The organism is Isoptericola sp. NPDC057653 (assembly GCF_042799955.1).
Taxonomy (GTDB): Bacteria; Actinomycetota; Actinomycetes; order Actinomycetales; family Cellulomonadaceae; genus Isoptericola.
In genome coordinates this window covers 769,785-787,840 of record NZ_JBHVHP010000002.1, presented here as the reverse complement: position 1 = coordinate 787,840, position 18,056 = coordinate 769,785, and the positions used below count along the sequence as shown (strand labels likewise).

General features: G+C 76.2%; 14 protein-coding genes. 6 read left to right on the top strand and 8 right to left on the bottom strand.

The window, feature by feature from the left end; translation table 11 throughout:
- Window positions 1-25: 25 nt before the first annotated feature.
- The 6 genes from ACFU9A_RS14820 to ACFU9A_RS14795 all read right to left on the bottom strand — a co-directional run bounded on the left by ACFU9A_RS14820 (window position 26) and on the right by ACFU9A_RS14795 (window position 7,090).
- Complete coding sequence (locus ACFU9A_RS14820) at window positions 26-868, bottom strand: alpha/beta hydrolase (RefSeq protein WP_430576044.1); 843 nt, start codon at window positions 866-868, stop codon at window positions 26-28.
- Window positions 869-884: 16 nt separating this feature from the next.
- Window positions 885-1,709, bottom strand: coding sequence for an alpha/beta fold hydrolase (locus ACFU9A_RS14815; protein WP_430576043.1), 825 nt, complete (start codon window positions 1,707-1,709; stop codon window positions 885-887).
- A 99-nt stretch (window positions 1,710-1,808) separates the two neighbouring features.
- A complete protein-coding gene (locus tag ACFU9A_RS14810) occupies window positions 1,809-4,538 on the bottom strand; it encodes a LuxR C-terminal-related transcriptional regulator (RefSeq protein WP_430576042.1) in 2,730 nt (909 codons plus the stop codon).
- Window positions 4,539-4,666: 128 nt separating this feature from the next.
- The gene (locus ACFU9A_RS14805) at window positions 4,667-5,521 is read right to left on the bottom strand and encodes an alpha/beta fold hydrolase (RefSeq protein ID WP_430576041.1); all 855 of its coding nucleotides are present in this window, start codon (window positions 5,519-5,521) and stop codon (window positions 4,667-4,669) included.
- An 86-nt stretch (window positions 5,522-5,607) separates the two neighbouring features.
- Window positions 5,608-6,582 carry a DUF1990 family protein gene (locus ACFU9A_RS14800; RefSeq protein ID WP_430576040.1) on the bottom strand — a complete coding sequence of 325 codons (975 nt, stop codon included), beginning with the start codon at window positions 6,580-6,582 and terminating at the stop codon, window positions 5,608-5,610.
- 40 nt (window positions 6,583-6,622) lie between these two features.
- The gene (locus ACFU9A_RS14795; RefSeq protein WP_430576039.1) at window positions 6,623-7,090 is read right to left on the bottom strand and encodes a hypothetical protein; all 468 of its coding nucleotides are present in this window, start codon (window positions 7,088-7,090) and stop codon (window positions 6,623-6,625) included.
- Between the two features lie 220 nt (window positions 7,091-7,310).
- On the opposite strand from ACFU9A_RS14795, the gene ACFU9A_RS14790 reads away from it, so the two are divergent.
- From ACFU9A_RS14790 to ACFU9A_RS14775, 4 genes are all read left to right on the top strand, one after another.
- Window positions 7,311-7,730 (top strand): STAS domain-containing protein, encoded by a 420-nt coding sequence (locus ACFU9A_RS14790; protein ID WP_430576038.1) that lies wholly within the window; start codon window positions 7,311-7,313, stop codon window positions 7,728-7,730.
- Between the two features lie 89 nt (window positions 7,731-7,819).
- Window positions 7,820-8,761 carry a universal stress protein gene (locus ACFU9A_RS14785; RefSeq protein ID WP_430576037.1) on the top strand — a complete coding sequence of 314 codons (942 nt, stop codon included), beginning with the start codon at window positions 7,820-7,822 and terminating at the stop codon, window positions 8,759-8,761.
- Between the two features lie 39 nt (window positions 8,762-8,800).
- Window positions 8,801-9,466 (top strand): response regulator, encoded by a 666-nt coding sequence (locus tag ACFU9A_RS14780; RefSeq protein ID WP_430576036.1) that lies wholly within the window; start codon window positions 8,801-8,803, stop codon window positions 9,464-9,466.
- Complete coding sequence (locus ACFU9A_RS14775) at window positions 9,454-10,671, top strand: hypothetical protein (protein WP_430576035.1); 1,218 nt, start codon at window positions 9,454-9,456, stop codon at window positions 10,669-10,671. Before ACFU9A_RS14780 ends, ACFU9A_RS14775 begins: the two co-directional genes overlap by 13 nt.
- A gap of 24 nt (window positions 10,672-10,695) precedes the next feature.
- Here the strand turns inward: ACFU9A_RS14775 and ACFU9A_RS14770 are convergent, their stop codons facing one another.
- Window positions 10,696-11,079, bottom strand: coding sequence for an SHOCT domain-containing protein (locus tag ACFU9A_RS14770; RefSeq protein WP_430576034.1), 384 nt, complete (start codon window positions 11,077-11,079; stop codon window positions 10,696-10,698).
- A 203-nt stretch (window positions 11,080-11,282) separates the two neighbouring features.
- On the opposite strand from ACFU9A_RS14770, the gene ACFU9A_RS14765 reads away from it, so the two are divergent.
- Window positions 11,283-13,988 (top strand): cation-translocating P-type ATPase, encoded by a 2,706-nt coding sequence (locus tag ACFU9A_RS14765; protein ID WP_430576033.1) that lies wholly within the window; start codon window positions 11,283-11,285, stop codon window positions 13,986-13,988.
- A 40-nt stretch (window positions 13,989-14,028) separates the two neighbouring features.
- Here ACFU9A_RS14765 and ACFU9A_RS14760 read toward each other — a convergent pair whose 3' ends face one another.
- Window positions 14,029-16,692: a LuxR C-terminal-related transcriptional regulator gene (locus ACFU9A_RS14760; protein WP_430576032.1), complete on the bottom strand. Its 2,664-nt coding sequence runs from the start codon at window positions 16,690-16,692 to the stop codon at window positions 14,029-14,031.
- A gap of 366 nt (window positions 16,693-17,058) precedes the next feature.
- Between ACFU9A_RS14760 and ACFU9A_RS14755 the strand changes: the two genes are divergently transcribed.
- On the top strand, window positions 17,059-17,970 hold the full coding sequence (locus tag ACFU9A_RS14755; RefSeq protein ID WP_430576031.1) for a DUF6325 family protein: 912 nt from the start codon (window positions 17,059-17,061) through the stop codon (window positions 17,968-17,970).
- The last annotated feature ends 86 nt before the right edge of the window (window positions 17,971-18,056 follow it).

Here is an 18,056-nt window from a genome sequence, read left to right as displayed (position 1 = left end):
CCCGGCGCGTCCGCCTCGGCCGGTGTCAGGCCGTGGCGCGCTCGGCCCCCTGCGCGTGCTCGAGCGCCCAGGTGAGGGCGTGGTCGGCGACCCGCTCCCACCCCGGCGCGCCGCAGGTCCAGTGGTCGCGGCCCTCGAACTCGTAGTACTCGGTGAGCGCCGGGGACTTCTCCCAGTGCTTGGCGTTCGACCGGTTCACGGAGGCCGGCATGATGTGGTCCTGCTCGCCGGCGATGAACAGCAGCGGCGCCCGGTCGGTCGAGAAGTCCACCCAGGTCTCCTGGTGCCCGGGCTTGAAGTTGGCGATGAGGCCGTAGTCCCAGACCCAGCGTCCGGGAGCCGGGATCGCGTACCGGTCCCACACCGCGCGCGACTCCTCCTCCGAGAGGGTGTTCGTGAACGCGTAGTGGAACTCCTCGGGCGTGAACCCGACCGCACGGTGGCGGTTCGCGGGGTTCTTCAGGGCCGGGAAGATCGACCTCGCCTGGGACGGCGGGGTGACCCGGACGCCCTCGGTCGGGGCCGAGTCGATGACCACGCCCGCGGCGCCGAGGCCCCGGGCCAGCAGCATCTGGGTGAGGAGGCCGCCGAAGGAGTGGCCCATGATGATCGGCGGGCGGTCCAGGGCGGTGATGACGCCGGCGAGGTGATCGACGGTCTCGGGGACGGTGAGGTCCGCGATGACCTGCGGGTCCTCGCGCAGCGCCTCGACCTCGACCTCCAACCCCGGGTAGGCCGGGGTCACGACGGTGAGGCCCTTCTCCTGGTAGTGCTGGACCCAGCCCTCCCAGCTGCGGGGGGTCATCCAGAGGCCGTGGATGAGGACGACGGTGTCGGGTGCGGTGCTGCCTGAAGTGTCGGAGCTCATGGTCGTGGGGTCCCTCTCAGGAGTCGATGAACGCCAGCAGGTCCGCGTGCAACCGGTCGCGGTCGGTGTCGGGCAGGGCGTGGCCGCTGCCCGGATACGTCAGGAGGCGGGCGTCGGCGATCAGCTCGACCGACCGCTTCCCCCCGACGTCGTAGGGCACGATCTGGTCGTCGTCGCCGTGGATCACGAGCGCGGGGACGTCGATCTTGGCCAGGTCGGGCCGGAAGTCCGTCGCGGAGAACGCCGCGATGCACTCGTAGGCGGCGCGGTGCCCGCACGCCATGCTCTGGAGCCAGAAGGCGTCGCGGAAGCCCTGGTCGACGTCGCCGCGGCGGTTGTGACCGAAGAACGGCCCGTCGGCCAGGTCCCGGTAGAGCTGCGACCGGTCCGCGCGCTCGCCCGCGCGGATCTGGTCGAACACCTCCATCGGCAGCCCGTCGGGGTTGTCGTCGGTCCGCACCATGAGGGGCGGGACGGCCGACACCAGGACGACGCGCGCGACGCGGTCGGTGCCGTGCCGTGCGACGTACCGCACCACCTCGCCGCCGCCGGTGGAGTGACCGACCAGGGTGAGGTCGTGCAGGTCGAGCGCGTCGACCAGGCACGCCAGGTCGTCGGCGTAGGTGTCCATCTCGTTGCCGTCCCAGGTGCGGCTCGACCGTCCGTGGCCCCGCCGGTCGTGCGCGATGGCGCGGTGGCCGTGCTCGGCGAGGAACAGGGCGGCGGCCGACCAGGCGTCGGAGTTGAGGGGCCAGCCGTGGCTGAGCAGGACGGGTGTCCCCTCGGTGCCCCAGTCGGTGTAGTAGATCTCGGCACCGTCGTCTGCGGTGATGTAGGGCACGGTGTGCCTCCCTTGCGCTGATCGGGACGAGGACGCTCCGAGCGTCCCCGTGCGCGGCCCCGCGCGGACCACGTGGTTCACGTAGTCCGAGGTTCCGGCCTACGGGGCGACGGGGTCGAAGTGCTCGGAGAGCTGTCGCCGGGACGTGACCCCGAGCTTCTGGAAGACCTTCCTCAGGTGGTAGTCGACGGTGTGGGGGCTGAGGAACAGGCGGGCCGCGATCTCGGCGTTGGTCCGTCCGGCCGCGGCCATCGTGGCGACGGCGCGTTCCTGCGTGGTCAGGTCCTGGCCGGACCTGGGCGCCGGCGCGCCCGCCGTGCCGCCGGCCGCCTCGAGCTCGGCGCGGATCCGGCCCTGGAAGACGGCGGCGCCGCTGCGGGTGGCGTGGTCCAGGGCGAGGTGGAGGTGCGCGGCGGCGTCCCGCCGTCGCCGGGCGCGCCGGAGCCACTCGCCGTAGACGAGGTGCGAGCGTGCGAGCTCGACGGTCGCGCCGGTGCGTGAGAGCGCGTCGACCGACGCCGCGTAGTGGGACTCGTCGTCGTCGGAGCCGGCGAGGGCGAGGGCGCGTTCGGCGAGGCCGCGGCACCATGCGGACCCGTTCGCCCCCGCGCGCGCGTCGAGGGCGGCTGCGGCGCGTGCCGCGTCCTCGGGCCGACCGCTCCGCACGGCCGCCTCGGCGTAGTCGGCGTAGTGGAGCGGGGTGACCTGCAGGAACGGGTCCTCGACGAGGGGATGGAGCCGTGCGAAGGCCCGTTCGTAGCGCCCCTCGGCGAGGTTGCGGACCGCGAGGGCGGCGGTGGCGGACGCCTCGACGCCGCCCCACCCGGACGCGGCGGCGCCCTGGCCGACGGCCTCCACGGTCTCTTCCGGGCTGCCGCTCCAGGCCATGACCGCGGCGTTGACGACGTTCTCGCCGTCGTAGCCCATCGCCCGGCGGACCTCGCGGACCGTCGCGTCGAAGGAGAGGGCGCGGCCCACCGTGCCGCCCATGAGCTCCGACAGCGCCCCGACCCAGAGCAGGGTGTCGAGCGCCTGCAGGGCGCCCGCGTCCCGGGCGGCGCGCATCGCCCGATCCAGCCCGGTCCGGCGCCCGGCCTCGTCCCAGAGGAAGGCGCCGATCGCCGCGATCAGGGTCCCCAGGTGGAGCAGGTCCCGGTCCGGCAGCGCGAGGATCGCGTCGAACGCCTCGCGCACCGGGCGGACGGCGCGGTCGTACGGCTCGAGGATCAGTGCGGACACGCCGCGCAGGATCACGGAGGCGGCGCCGGGCGTCTCGGCCCCGGCCGCGAGCCGGCGTCCCAGCGTCGGGACGTCGACCCCGACGAGGAGCCGGTCCGCGCTGCTGCACCGTTCGAAGGCCTGCAGGAGGGCGCGCTGCTCCCGTTCGACGTCGTGGCCGTGGAACTCGTCGGCCGCCCGGAGCTGGTCGGAGGTGGCCGCCCGGACGCCGTCGGGATCTGCGACGAACAGGGCGGCGGCGCTGCGGACGAGGATCGCCCGGCCGCGCGTCACCCGGTCGAGGCCCTCGTCCCGGACGCCGGCGAGCAGGCGCACGGCGACGTCGGCGGCGCCCGCCTCCAGGGCGGCCTCGGCGGCCCCGACCAGCCGCTCGCCGCGCACCCGCCCGGCCGGCGTGAGCTCGGCCGCACGGGCGAGGATGCTGGCGCGCGACGACGAACCGCCACGCTGTGCCGCGAGGTGGGCGGCGCGCACGAGGCGTTCAGCGACGGCCTCGTCGGTCCCGCTCGCCGCGTGCGAGGCGTGCCACGCCTCGGTCTCGACGAGGCCGAGCTTCGCGGCGGCCTCCGCCAGCGCGCCGTGGACCCTCCGTCGCTCGGCCCGGGACGCCGACCCGTACACGGCGGAGCGGACGAGGGGGTGCCGGAACCCGACGGCCGGTTCGAGGTGCACGAGGCCCGCCGACTCCGCGTCGTCCTCGCGGGCCGGATCGATGGCGAGGGCCGCACCGGCGACCTCGAGCAGCTCCAGGTCGCCGGTGGAGTCGGTCGCCGCGAGCAGGAGCCAGCGCTGCGACTCCGGTGGCAGGTGCATGACGCGGCGCAGGTAGTGGGCCTCCAGGTGCTGCCCGACGGGCACCGGCTCGGGGCCGAGGCCGAGGTCGGTCATCTCCCGCAGCAGCGGATCGGCCGCCAGGTCGACCAGGGCCAGCGGGTTGCCGTCCGTCGCGCGGACGATCGCGGCGGTGGCGGTCGGGGTGAACGGCCCGGCCGCGGACCGGTTCAGCAGCGCCGCTGCCGGCTCGGGCGACAGCCCGGCGAGGGCGAGGACCGGCACCCCGCGCAGCACCGCGTCGAGCCCGCGCTCCTCGCGGCCGGCCAGGACCAGCGCCACGCGCTCCGCGCCGAGGCGGCGCGCGACGAACGCGAACGCCTCGAGGCTCTCGCGGTCGAGCAGGTGCGCGTCGTCGACGGCGCAGAGCAGGCCGGCCCTGGTGCTCGCGGCGGCGAGCAGGCTGAGCACCCCGAGGCCGACCAGGTAGCGGTCCGGCGGGGGCCCGTCGGCGGCGCCGGTGGCCACCCGGAGGCTGAGGCGCTGCCGCTCCGGGATCTCGGCCAGGTGCTCCCGCAGCAGTCCGGTGAGGCGCTCGACCGCCGCGTACGGCATGGACGACTCCGACTCGTAGCCGTCGAGGCGCAGCACCCGCGCCCCGGGCCCCGGCGACGCGTCGCGCAGCAGGGTCGTCTTGCCCATGCCGGGCTCGGCGAGGACCAGGAGTGCGCTGCCGTGCCCGTTGCGGGCCGCGCCGATCACCTCGGCGACCCTTCGCTGTTCGCTCTCGCGGCCGAGCAGGCCGCCGGTGCCGTGCACGAGCGACAGGATAAGGAAGCGCTCCCACGGCTGCGCGGCCGAGCACGAAGATCACCCGCGCCGGGCCCCGCCCACGCCGCAGTGCGGCGCGGGCAGGGCCCGGTCAGGGGCTGCGACGCCCGAGGTGGCTACCTCGCGGCCGCCTTGATGACCTGCAGGACCTGGAGGGGATGGCTGATCATCACCGCGTGCGAGGAGCGGATCTCCACCGTCGTCGCGCCGGCGCGCTTCGCCATGGCCCGCTCGGCCTCCGGGGGGATGGTGCGGTCGTCCTTCGCCACGACGTACCAGCTCGGGACGGACCTCCACGCCGGCTCGCCGGACGGCTCGAGCAGCGACGCGAGGGCGACCGGTCGCTGGGCACCGGCCAGCGTCTCGGCGAGACGTCGCGGGAGGTCCTGGGCGAACAGCCGCGGGTACCACTCGGGGTCGATGTACGCGTCGGCGTTCCCCTCCCCGGCGCCCGGGAAGGGCCGCAGCACCAGGTGGTCGGTCACCGTCGTGTGGCCCCCGCCGAGCGCGTTCGCCGCGGCGACGGTCTCGCCCTCGTCGAGCGCGTAGCCGGCCACGTACACGAGCGACTTCACCTGGTCGTTCCCGGTCGCCGCGTTCGTGATGACCGCACCGCCGTACGAGTGGCCCACGAGGACGATCGGGCCGTCCACCGTCGCGAGGAACTGCCGCAGGTACTCCGCGTCGTGCTCGATGCCCCGCAACGGGTTCGAGAAGGCCAGGACCGGGTAGCCCTCGTCCAGCAGCCGTTCGGCGACGACGGTCCACCCGCTCGAGTCGGCGAACGCCCCGTGGACGAGGACGACCGTGGGCCGGGGTGCGTGCGGGCGGCCTTCCGCGAGGGCGGCGGGCGCGCCCGAGGGGCCCGCCGACGCCGTGAGCGGAGCCAGACCGAGGACGGCGACGAGCACCGTGATGAGGGCCGCGACGACGCGGCGCGACCGGATCGCCTGCGAGGACTGCTCAGACATGGCATCTCCTTCGACGAGTTCAGGGGATCCCAGCCTCCGTGGCGTCGAGGCGACGCGGACCACGCGTCGCGCGTAGTCCGACGGCGTCACACGAGCGAGCGGAGGTACCGGCGGCGGTAGACCTTCTGGGCGACCAGGACCGCGGGGAACAGCGCCCGCCACGGGCCCCGGCCCGCGCGCGTGAGGGAGCGCAGCGTGAGGTGCACCGTCCCGTCGTCGTCCCGGTGCACGACGAACGCCTCCTCGCCGGCCACGGGATGACCGTCGAGGGTGCCGTAGGCGAGGGCGACGCGGCGGTCCGTCACGACGGTCTCGACCACCTGGACCGGCTCGCGCACCCGGAGGGGCCCGATCCGCGCGACGAGCCAGGAGCGCTCGCCCGCCCGCGCCGCCCGGCCCGGGGCGAGCGGCGGGTCGACGGCGAACCCGCTGCGGGTCTTCACGCCCCACGACAGGACCGCTGCCGACGCCTCGGCCCACAGCCCGGGCCCCGAGCCCACCGGCACCGTGCGCTCGTACGCACGCCAGCCGGCGGGCGGGGTCCAGCGCGCGGCGGCGGGCGCCGTCCCGCCCACGACCTCGTAGGCGAAGCCCTTGCGGCCCAGGTGGTGCGCGGACAGGAGCACCAGGTCGCCCGGGTCGCCGCCGGCACCCACGACGGCGGAGCGCACGACCTCCTCCTCGGCGGAGGTGAGCCGGAAGGCCGCGCCGGCGCCCGTGTCGTTCGCCTCCCACACGAGACGCCCGCCGTGGTCGACGGCCGAGCACCCGATGCTGAACGGCGCGAGCGTCAGGGCGAGGTCGAGCTCCTCGTCGGCGCGGGGGTCCAGCGACAGGGAGGTGCCCCGACGACCGCCCGCGGCGAGGCGCTGCTGGGCGGTGCGGACGGCGGGCCGCGCCTCCTCGGGCCACTCCTCGTCGGAGAGGACGTCGACGTCGACCCGGCCGAGCCGACCGCGCTGCGTGCGCAGCGCCGCGCGGGCTGCTGCCGCGGTGACGGCGCGTCCGGCACCGTCGCGCACGGTGAACCAGCGTCCGTCGTCGCTCACCGCGTCGGTCACGGCGCCTATCGTGCCGCACCCCGCAGAGCCGGGGGGCGCCTCACGCGGGCTGGGCGGTCGTGCTCGGCGCAGCCGGCGCGGCGCGCATGCCCGGCAGCGCGGCGGCCACGACGGCGGCGACGGCGGCCGGGGCGAAGAGGATCCCGACGCTGAGGGCGCCGAGCAGGGTCATGAGGACGAGCAGCACCGCGGTCGTGACGCGCAGGGCGAGGAAGCCGCGGGCGCGCCGGGCGAGCAGCGGCAGGGCTGCGACGACCACCGGCAGGGCGAGGACGACGAGGATGCCGGGGCCGTTCACCTGCGCCAGCGTGGCGGTGGTCTCCGTCGTCCTGACCGCCGCGCCGGTGACAGGGTCGCCGGACATCTCCGCCGTGGACCCGGAGTACACCGGGAGCAGCGCAGCGACGGCGAAGCCCGCGAGGGCGAGCACCAGCGTCACGACGGCGGCGACGCGGGCCGGGCCGCCCGCGGCGGGCCCCGGCGGGGCGGAGGGAGCGGGCTGGGTCATCGGTGACCTCCTCCGGGTCCGTGCGGCCCGGGTCGGGGTGCCGCCCGGGCGCGGCCTCCGGGCCAGTATGCGGGCGCGGTGGACCGCCCCGCACGCGCCCGGACCGCGCTCGCTGCGGATTCCTGGACCGAGCATGCGTGGTACCACGTACGCGGCGCCGTCGGACCGGTGGAGCGGGCGTGGGATGTGCAGGTCCTGATCGCTCGTCCGGAGGCACTCCGTGGACCGACGTCCCTCGCTCACCCCGCCCACCGTCGTACCCGGCGCCCCGCCCCACGGCACGCTCGACGCCCTGCCGGCACCTCCGCCTGCCGCGGTCGAGGTGGACGCGCGCGGTCCGGTGGTGCTGGTCCGGATGTCCGGTGAGGTCGACGCGGCCTGTCTCGCCGAGGCGAGGCGGGCGCTCGGGGCGCTCGACGCGGTGGCCGGGCACCGTCCCGTCCTCGTGGACACCCACGACGTGACCTTCATGGACTCCTCGGGGATCGCGCTGCTGGAGCGCGTCGTGCGCCTGTGCCGGTCGGCCGCCGTCCCCGTGGCCCTGCTCGATCCGGCGACCACCGTCACCGAGGTGCTCGCCGTCCTCGGGCTGGACCGCTGGTTCCCCGTGGTGCGCTCCGACGCCCGCGCCCGCGCCTGACCCGGCCGCCCGGGCACGATGGTCGGGCAGGCCACCACGACAGACCCGCGGGTGACACACGCCCGCGGCCACGACACCGAGGGGTGGAGATGAACGCACCGCAGAACGTCCTGGTCGGCGTCGACGGTTCGGAGGAGAGCCTGCACGCGCTCGACTGGGCCGCCGCCTACGCCCGCCGCGCCGCCGTGGAGCTGCACGTCCTCAGCGCATACACGCTGCCGGGGTTCACGGGCAGCTACAGCTTCGCCCAGGACATCCCGATGGTCGACGACCCGTACGCGAAGCGCTACGTCGAGGAGCTGCTGGCCCGGGCGCACGAGCGCGTCACCGCGACCGGGGTCCCCGCCACCACCGAGGTGACCGTCGCCGATGCGACGACGGCGCTCGCGGAGCGGTCCGGGCGGTTCGGCCTCGTCGTCATCGGCGCCCGCGGCGCCGGCGGCTTCGTCGAGCGGCTGCTCGGCACGGTGTCGGCGAACCTGCCGGTACGGTCGGCGTGCCCGACGGTCGTCGTGCCGGGCCGCGCGAAGACGGACGACGACGGCGCGCTCTCCGTCGACGCCCTGGACCGCTTCGGCAAGGTCGTCGTGGGCGTCGACGGCTCGCGGTCCTCGGACGCGGCGCTCGACACGGCGCTCGCGCAGGCGCGCGCCTGGGGCGCCTCCGTCGAGCTCGTCCGCGCCGTCTCCCTCGTGGGCTGGAGCGGCTCCCCGTGGCTGGACCCGGGCTTCCGGGACTCCGTCCTCGGCGGTGTCCGCGAGGAGCTCGACCAGGACGTCGCCCGCCTGCGCGCGGCGCAGCCCGACGTGACCGTGACCGCCGACGTCGTCGAGGGGCACGCGTCCGACGTCCTGGTCCACGCCTCCGGCCCGGCCGACCTGCTCGTCGTCGGCTCGCGCGGGCGCGGCGGCATCCGCGGCCTCCTGCTCGGCTCGACGAGCCAGGCGGTGCTGCGCCGCGCGGAGTGCCCCGTGCTGGTGCCCGCGCGCGTGTCGGAGCGCGCGGGCGGGGAGCGCACGGACGGCGACTGATCGGGCGGGGAACAACCTGGGCTGCCTACCATCGGCGGCATGGTGACCCCCCGCACCCGTGTGGGCATCGTCGAGGACGAGGCCCTGATGCGAGGGATGCTCGAGCAGGCGCTGGCCGCGGAGGAGTCGCTGCACGTCGTCCACGCGGTGCCCGGGGTGACCGAGGCCCGACTGGTCTTCACCCCCGGGTCGTGCGACGTCGCGGTGCTGGACGTGAACCTCCCCGACGGCAACGGGGTCTCCCTGGGGGTGGCGCTGCAGCGGGCCGACCCGCGCCTCGCGGTCATGCTGCTGTCCAGCGAGGACGTCATGGGCCTGTTCACGGCCGTCCAGAGTGAGACGACCCGGCCGTGGAGCTACCTGTCCAAGCGATCGAGCTTCGCGCGCGACGTCCTGGTGCGCGCGGTCGTCGCGACGGCGCAGGGCCAGGTGGTGCTCGACCCGTACCTGGTGCAGCGCTCCACGCCGCGGCCCGGGTCGGCGGTCTCGGCGCTGACGCCCGCACAGTTCGGCGTGCTGCGGCTCGTGGCGGAGGGCCTGTCGAACCGCTCCACCGCCGACCGGCTCGGCATCAACGAGCGCTCTGTCGAGAGCCACCTCAAGTCGATCTACCAGCGTCTGGGCGTCGACGGCAGCGAGCACAACCGTCGTGTCGCGGCCGTGCTCGCGTTCCTCGAGCAGACGGGGCGCTCGTGGCGGGCCTGACGGCGCGGGCCGCGCCCGCCTCGGCGCAGGCCGCCCAGGCCGTCCCGTCGCGCGACCGCACGCGGATCGCCGTGGTGGTCGCCGGTGCCAACTTCGTCCTGTACTCGTTGATGACCGTGGCCGGGTGGGCCGGCTGGGGCGGGCTGCAGACCGCGATCACGCACGAGCACAGCGCCCTCGGAGTGGCCGTCGACGGCGTGGTCGTGCTTCTGGTGAACCTGGCGTTCGGCGCGGTCGTCATCGCCGGGACGCTCGCCTTCCGCGCCCTGGCGCGCCGGTGGCCCGCCCGGATCCTCGTCGTGACGTGCGTGTCGGCGGTCGCCTCGGTGCCGCGGATCCTCGCGCTCGCCGCGATCAGCAGCACGCCTTCCGGGGGCGCTTACGTCGCGGCGGTCGGCACGCTCGGGCTCGCCGCGGGCGTCGTCGGGATGTCCGCAGGCCTGCTCGCCGCGTCGCTGGTGGACCGGGCCTGGACCGAGCAGCAGCGCCGCGAGGAGGAGGCGCTGCGCGCCGCCCGCGCCGTCGAGGAACTCCAGGACGAGGAGATCCGCGTGCGCCGCCTGGTCTTCGACCAGCTGCACGGCACGCTGCAGTTCCACCTCGTGACGGTGACTGCGGGACTGGACCAGGTGGCCGAGCAGCTGGAGGCGGCCGGCGACGCCCCGCGCGCCGCCGCGGTGCGGCGCTGGGCGGAGACCCTCGAGGAGATCCGCGAGGACGACGTGCGCTCGCTCAGCCACAGCGTCTTCCCGTCCGGCGCCGACCTGGGGCCGCAGGAGGCGATCGGGCTGCTGCTGCGGCGCCTGCCGCCGCAGGTCGACGCGTCGATCGAGCTCGGCGACCGGTACCGCGACCTGGTGGCCGAGGCGGGGCTGCGGATGCCGATGGCCGAGCGCCTCGTGGTGATCTACACGGTCGAGGAGGCGGTGACCAACGCGCTGCGGCATGGCCGGGCGCGCACGGTCACGGTCCGCGCGGACGCGGAGCCCACCGCCGACCCCGACCGCTGGGTGTTCGTCACCGAGGTCGACGACGACGGCACCGGGCCCACGGAGACGGCGCCGACGCTGCACGGCCTGCGCCGCCACCTCGAGCGCATCGAGTACCGCGGCGGCACGCTCGAGCTCGGGACGAACACCGGAGGCGGCGGCCGGCTCGCGTTCCGCCTCCCGTTCACGGCCGACCCGACGGCGCCGGGCCGATGAGCCCCGCGCCGCGGGCCGCCGACGTCAGGTGAGGGCCTTCGCCTTGAGCTGCGCGAACTCGGTCGCGTCGATCGCGCCCGAGTCCAGCAGGGCCTTGGCCTGGGCGATGTCGTCGGCGGCGGACCGTGACGTGCCGGCCGTGGACCGGATGTAGTCGTCGGTCATCTGCTTGTGCGCCATCCGCTCCTCGTAGTGCCGCTCGGCCATCCCGCGGCCGCGCGCGATGAGGTAGACCAGCGCGGACAGCAGGGGCAGCAGGATGAGGAGGACGACCCACAGCGCCTTCCACCAGCCGTTGAGCGACCGGTCGCGGAACAGGTCGCTGACGATCTGGAACAGCATGATCAGGTAGGCGAAGAGGAAGAACCACCAGAGCATCAGCCAGAACCAGTCCCAGAAGGTGTCCATCGCGGGCTCCTCAGGTCGCAGGGGCGGCCGTCCGGCGTGGCCGGCCACCCCCACTGTCGGCGCGGGCGACGGAGGGGGCCTCACCCGCCGGGGGTAGTCGCGTCCCCGCAGGCCGGAGGGCACGCCGGCACGCTCACCCGGGGCGGGTGAGGCAGCCGCGCCGGGTCGCTGTGAGGGTGGACGCGCACCGTGAGGAGGGCGCGATGACCGCTGCGCAGATCCCCCGGCACGCCGCCGGCTGGCACACCGCGACCGGGCCGGAGGTGTGCGCGCAGCTCGGCGTCGACCCGGCGCGCGGGCTCACCTCGGCGGAGGCCGTCGAGCGCCGCGCCCGCTACGGACCCAACGCGCTCGCGGAGGAGCGCCGGGAGCGGCCGTGGCAGGCGTTCCTGCGCCAGTACCGCGACCTCATGCAGCTGGTGCTGGTGGCCGCCGCGGTGGTGAGCATCGTCGCGCTGGGCGACGTCACGACCGGCGTCGTCGTCTTCTCCCTCACGGTGCTCAACGCCCTCATGGGGCTGCACCAGGAGGGCAAGGCCGCGCAGAGCGTGGCCGCGCTGCGCCAGATGCTGGTCATGACGGCGACCGTGCGCCGCGACGGCCGCCAGGTGCAGCTGCCGGCCGAGGAGCTGGTGCCCGGCGACGTCGTCGGCTTCGAGGCGGGCGGCAAGGTCCCCGCCGACGGCCGCCTGCTCGTGGCCGCGTCCCTGGAGATCGAGGAGGCGGGCCTGACGGGCGAGAGCACGCCGGTGTCGAAGACGGTCGACCCGGTCGACGCCGTCGAGGCGCCGCTCGGCGACCGCACCGACATGGCCTACATGAACTCGCAGGTCACGCGCGGGCGCGGCGAGATGGTGGTCACCGCGACGGGCATGGACACCGAGGTGGGCCGGATCTCCGGGATGCTCAGCGGCGTCGAGCAGGACCGGACCCCGCTGACCCGCCAGCTCGACCGGATCACCGTGATCATCACGGTGATGGCGGCGGTCGCCCTGGTGGTGGTGGTCGTCCTCGGGCTGGCGCGCGGCGAGGACTTCGACAGCCTGTTCGTCGTCGGCATCAGCCTCGCCATCGCCGCCATCCCGACGGGGTTGCCGGCCGTCGTGACGATGCTGCTGTCCATGGGCACGCGGAACCTCGCGGCCGAGGGCGCGATCGTCAAGCGGCTGAAGTCGGTGGAGACGCTCGGCTCGACGTCGGCCATCTGCTCCGACAAGACCGGCACGCTCACGCTCAACCAGATGACGGCCCGGCGCCTCGTCCTCGCGGGCCGGCGCTTCACCGTCGAGGGGGAGGGCTACTCGACGACGGGCCGGATCCTCGCGGCGGCGGGCGACGAGGGCGCGCCGCTGGACCAGGTCGCCCTCCCGATGGCGCTCGCGAGCGACGCCGTGGTGGCCGACGGCGCGTGCGTGGGCGACCCGACGGAGGGCGCCCTGGTCGTGCTGGCCGCGAAGGCCGGGCTCGACGTCGAGGAGACGCGCCGGGAGCACCCGCGCATCGCGGAGGTGCCGTTTGACGCCGAGTACAAGTTCATGGCCACGTTCCACGAGATCGACGGCGCGACCCGGTGCTTCGTCAAGGGTGCGCCCGACGTCCTGCTCGCCCGGTCCGACCGGTACCTCACGGCGGACGGCGGCAGCGCCCTGCTCGACGACGCGGGCCGGGCGCGGGTCCTCGAGGCGAACGACGCCCTGGCGGGCGAGGGCATGCGGGTGCTGGCCGTGGCCCGCTCCACGGTGCCCTCCGGCGGCCTGCGCGGCGACCTGCTCGACGTCGTGCGCGGGCTCGAGCTCGTCGCCCTCGTGGGGATCGTGGACCCGCCGCGCCGCGAGGCGCGCGACGCGATCGCCGCGTGCGCGAGCGCGGGGATCCGCGTGCGGATGATCACCGGCGACCACGTGACCACCGCGGGCGCGATCGCCGCCCAGCTCGGCATCACGGGCCGGGCGCTCACGGGCGCCGAGTTCGCCGCCCTGTCCGACGGCGAGCTCGACGCGCACGTGGACGAGATCGGCGTGGTGGCGCGCGTCGCGCCCGAGGACAAGGTGCGCCTGGTCGACGTCCTCAAGCGGCGCGGGGAGATCGTCGCGATGACGGGCGACGGCGTGAACGACGCGCCGGCGCTCGCGCGGGCCGACATCGGCGTCGCGATGGGGATCACCGGCACGGAGGTCACCAAGGACGCGGCGGAGATGATCCTCACCGACGACAACTTCGCGACGATCGTCACCGCTGTCGAGGGCGGGCGCGGCCTCTACGACAACCTCATGAAGTACATCCGCTTCCAGATGGTGGTGCTGATCGGCTTCATCCTGACGTTCGTCGGGGCGGGCGTGTTCGTCGTGGCGGCCGGCACGCCGCTGACGCCGCTGCAGATCCTGTGGATCAACTTCGCGATCGACGTGCTGCTGGCGATCGGGCTCGGGTTCGACGCGCCCACGCCGGGCCTCATGGCACGACGCCCGCGGTCGCCGTCCGAGCCGGTGATCGGTCGCGGGCTCGCGGTGCGGCTCGCGGTCGGGGGAGTGCTCATCGCCACGGGCACGCTCATCGCGGTGGGCTACGGCGAGGCGCGGTTCGACCTGACCGTGGCCACGACGATGGGCCTGACCGCGATGTCGCTGCTGCACGTCGTGGCCGCGCTGGAGTGGCGCGACCAGCGCGCCAGCATCCTGTCGCACGACACGCTCGCCAACGGCCGGTTCGTGGTGCTGATGCTAGTCGCGCTGGGGCTGACCTTCCTGGTGACGACCCTCGACGGCCTGGAGCGCATCTTCGGCACGACGCCGCTCGACGGCGGGCAGTGGGGCGTCTGCGCGCTGGTGGCCCTCGGGTACCTGCTGGTCGTGGAGGCGGGCAAGGCGGTGCTGCGCGCGCTGGAGCGCCGCGGCGGGGTCCGGGGCTGATCCCGGGGCTGATCCCGGGGTCCCGCCACCGGGCCGGCGCCTAGGGCAGGAGGCCCAGGCGGCGGCCCTGCCGCACGGCGTCGCGCCGCGAGCCGACCCCGAGCTTGCGGTACAGCGCCTTGAGGTGCGCCTTGACGGTGTTGACGGAGACGAACAGCTCCTCCGCGATCTCGGCGTTGCTCGCCATCGTCGGCAGCGCGGCCAGGACGGCGAGCTCCCGGGCCGTCAGGGGTTCGAGCGGCGCGAGGGGAGCGGCGGGGTCGAGCTCGGGGAGGGCCGCGCGCAGCCGTTCGGCGAGCGGGCCGGCGCGGCCGGCGACGGCGGCGGCCACGACGGGTCGCAGCTCGGTCGTGGCGGCCGTGAGGAACGGGGAGACGAGCAGCTCGGGGGCCGCGGCGCGCAGGGCGCGCTCCACCGCGGGCTCGGCGTGGCGGGCGCCCGCACGCACCAGCACCGCACCCTCGACGAGGGCGGCCTCGACGCGGGCGAGGTCGTCGACGTCCGCGGCGGCCGCGAGGCCGTGCACGGCACGCAGGGCCTCGCCCGTGCGACCGGCGGCGAGCAGCAGGCGGCCGCGGCACACCCGCGCCACGGGGGTAGGACGGACGACGGCGTCCCCGGCCACGGCTCCGGCGAGGGTGCCCGGCACGGTCGCCGCGGCCAGCGCGGCCTCCGTCGCGGCGCGGGCGCGCAGGTCGTCGAGCAGCGGGGGCACGGGGTGCGGCGCGGTCGGCTCGGTGGCGGCGGCCAGCTCCCGCCGGGCACGGCGGGCGTCGCCCTGGCGCGCGGCGAGGAGCGACTCGAGCAGGTGTGCCGCGACCTGCGGCGCGGGGTCGGGCAGGCCGGACGACGCCGCGCGTGCCTGCGCGAGGAGCGCTCCCGCGCGGGACTCCTCCGCGCGGTGGAGGGCGACCCACGCGAGCGCGACGAGCGCCGGCGCCGTCTGCACGTGACCGACCCAGCCCCGCGCGGATGCCCGGTCCACCACGGCCCGCGCCCGCTCCGTGCCCGCCGTGAGGCGCCCGTCGGCGACGTCCTGGAGCGCGGTCGCCGCGTGGGCGCCGAGGGTGACGAGGCCCGCGGCGTGCAGGTCGTCCTCCGGGCCGTCCGGCGGGCCGACCTCGTCGGCGGCATCGTCCCGGCGGGGGACGGCGCACCACGCCCGGCCGGCGTCGTGGTGGGCGCGCGCCAGCGTCCGGTAGGTGGCCAGCGCGGGGAACGGGAACGGGACGCGCTCGGCGGCCGTGAGCGCCGCGCCCGCGGTGCGGTAGAGCCGGCGGACGTCGCCGACCGCCCGCGCGGCGGTGGCCTCCAGGTCCTCCAGCAGCACCGCGGCGGCCGGGTCCTGCGCCGGGTCGCCGAGCAGCTTGCGGGCCCGCCCGAGGTGGTGGAGAGCGCCCTCGGGGCGGCCGTCGACGAGGGCGAGCGTCGCGGCGCACAGGTGCAGGGGGACGGTCGGCGCCAGCGACGCGTAGGGCACTCGGCCCAGCGCGTCGACGACGGCCTGTCGCCGCGGCCCCACCAGCTGCGCCGCGGCCACGTCCACGAAGACGTCGCCCACCAGGCCCCAGTCCGCCGACGCGACCGCGTGGTCGAGCGCGCGCACGGCCTCGCCGCGCCGGGCGAACCACCGCGCGGCCGCGCCGTGCGCCTCCGCGCTGCCCGCCGGGTCCTCGAGCCGCAGCTGCTGCTGCAGCATCTCGCGCAGCAGCGGGTGGTAGCGGAGCCACGACCCCTCGGCGTCGACGCGTGCCACGAACCCGTTCGACGCCGCGAGCTCGCGCAGCAGCCGGGGCGCGGGGGCACCCGGCGCGAGCGCGGCGGCCAGGTCCGCGCACACGGTCGGGGTCACGCTCGTGCGCAGCAGGAAGGCCCGCGCCGTCGGGTCGAGGCGCTGCAGCACCTCCGTGAGGAGGAACTCGGCGGCCGAGCGCTGCGCCCGGTCGCGGCGGACCGGGTCGTCGGCGGCGTCGAGGTGCAGCCGGACGCCGACGGGCCACCCGTCGGTCTCCGCGAGCAGCCGGTCGACGTCCTCGGCGGTGAGGGGCTGCCCGGTGCCGGCGGCGAGCGTCCCGGTCTCGGCGGCGTCGAGGGCGAGGTCGGCCGCGCCGAGCTCGGCGACCTCGCCCTGGGCACGCAGGCGCTGCAGGCTCAGCGCGGGGTCGAAGCGGGTGAGCGTCACCAGGTGCAGGGGCAACTGGTAGCGCAGCACGTCGTCGACCGTCTCGAGGACCTCGGGGCCGGCGAGGTGGAAGTCGTCCAGGACGAGGACGACCGGCTCCGGCAGCAGGTCGACGGCGAGCAGGATCCGGCGCACCAGGTCGGGGGAGAGGCGCGACGGGACGGAGACGGCGCCCAGCGGATGACCGGGCGGGACGGCGCCCGAGCGGCGCAGCGCGGTGAGGACGTCGGCCCAGAACGCGGTCGGCGCGCCGTCGGCCGCCTCGAGGGTGAGCCAGGCGACCCGCGGGCCGCCGGCGGCGCGGGCCCAGGCGGCCACGGCGGTGGTCTTGCCCCAGCCGGGCCCGGCCGAGACGAGCGTGAGGCGGCGCCGTCCGGCCTCGGCCAGGTGCCGCTCGACCCGCGGCCGGGCGACCGCGCCGGGGGCCTGCGGCGGCACCTCCGTGCGGGCGCGCAGCGGCCCGGAGGCGCCGAGCCTGCGGGCCCGGTCCTCCGGCGCGCTGCGGGTGCCCACAGTGGCCATGGCCGCAGGCTAGGACCGCCGTCGAGGCTTCGCGCGTCCTGCCGGGACGAGGGCGCCGGGCGGTCGGCGCCCCGAAGACGCTGCGCCCTCCGGCCGTCCGGGGCAGCCGGCGGCGGCGCCCCGCCCGCGTCACCCGGGCGGGGTGACGCGCCGGGCGCGGTCGCTCGGTAGCGTCGGGACGACGCCGCTGCTCAGGGGGGCGTGGCGCCCGCCCGGGGCGCCGCGCGGGGCCCGGGCGGCGGCGGTCGGGGACCGTGCCCGGCACCGGCGGCCGGCGGGCCGCGCGGCCCTCGGCACGGTGCACGACCCGCGGCGAAAGTTCACCCGCGGGGACGGACGGAGCGGTCGGGCGGACAGGTGGTCGGGATGCCGTGGGTCGAGCTGACGGTCGTGGGCCGGGCGGGCGGTGACGCCGCGAGCCTGGTGGAGCTGGGCGCGGTCCGCTCCCACACCCGCACCGTGCTCGAGGTGTCCGTGCGCGACCAGTCCGCGCTGTACGGCCTGCTGCACCGGATGGCCGGCCTGGGGCTGGAGCTGGTCGAGCTCCGCACGGTCCCGGCCCGGCGCGCGGACGTCGAGATCGTCGTGCGCGGCGCGATCGGACCGGTGGTGCGGGGGATGCTGAGCGGCGTCGACCGGGCGGCGCCCGCCGAGGTCACCTCGCACCGGGTGCGGGAGGCGGACCTGGGCGCGCTGCTCGCCGTCCTCGACGGCGCCTCCTCACCCGTCGCGGGTGAGGACGCGCCCGCCGGCGCGCGGCACCGTGGGGCACGGAGCAAGGCGGCCGCCGCGCCGCGCGACCCACGGACGGGAGGACGACCCATGGACCCGACGGGTGAGGACACGGGACCCGACGAGATGGGCCCCATCGACTACATCGTCGTGGAGTTCCCGCAGAACCGGCTCGACGGGCACGCGCTGCCGCTGCTCGTCGACCTCGTGGACCGCGGGATCATCCGCGTCCTCGACCTCGTCTTCGTCCGCAAGAGCGCGGACGGCGAGGTGACGGCGGTCGACCTGGAGGACCTGGAGATCGAGGGCGACTTCGACGTGTCGGTGTTCCAGGGCGCGTCGTCCGGCCTCCTCGACGAGGACGACCTCACCGAGGCGGGCGGCGTCCTGACCCCGGGCAGCGCGGCCGGTGTCCTCGTGTACGAGAACGCGTGGGCCGGCCCGTTCGCCGCCGCGCTGCGTCGTGGCGGGGGGATGCTCGTCGCCAGCGGCCGGATCCCGGTCCAGTCGCTCCTCGGGGCGCTGGAGGCCGCCGAGGCCCGCTGACCCGCCGCCGGCGCCGCGTCGCGGCGCCCCTCACCGATCCGCACACACCACCCGTCGCCGGCCGGGCCCCGGCCGGCGACACCGAC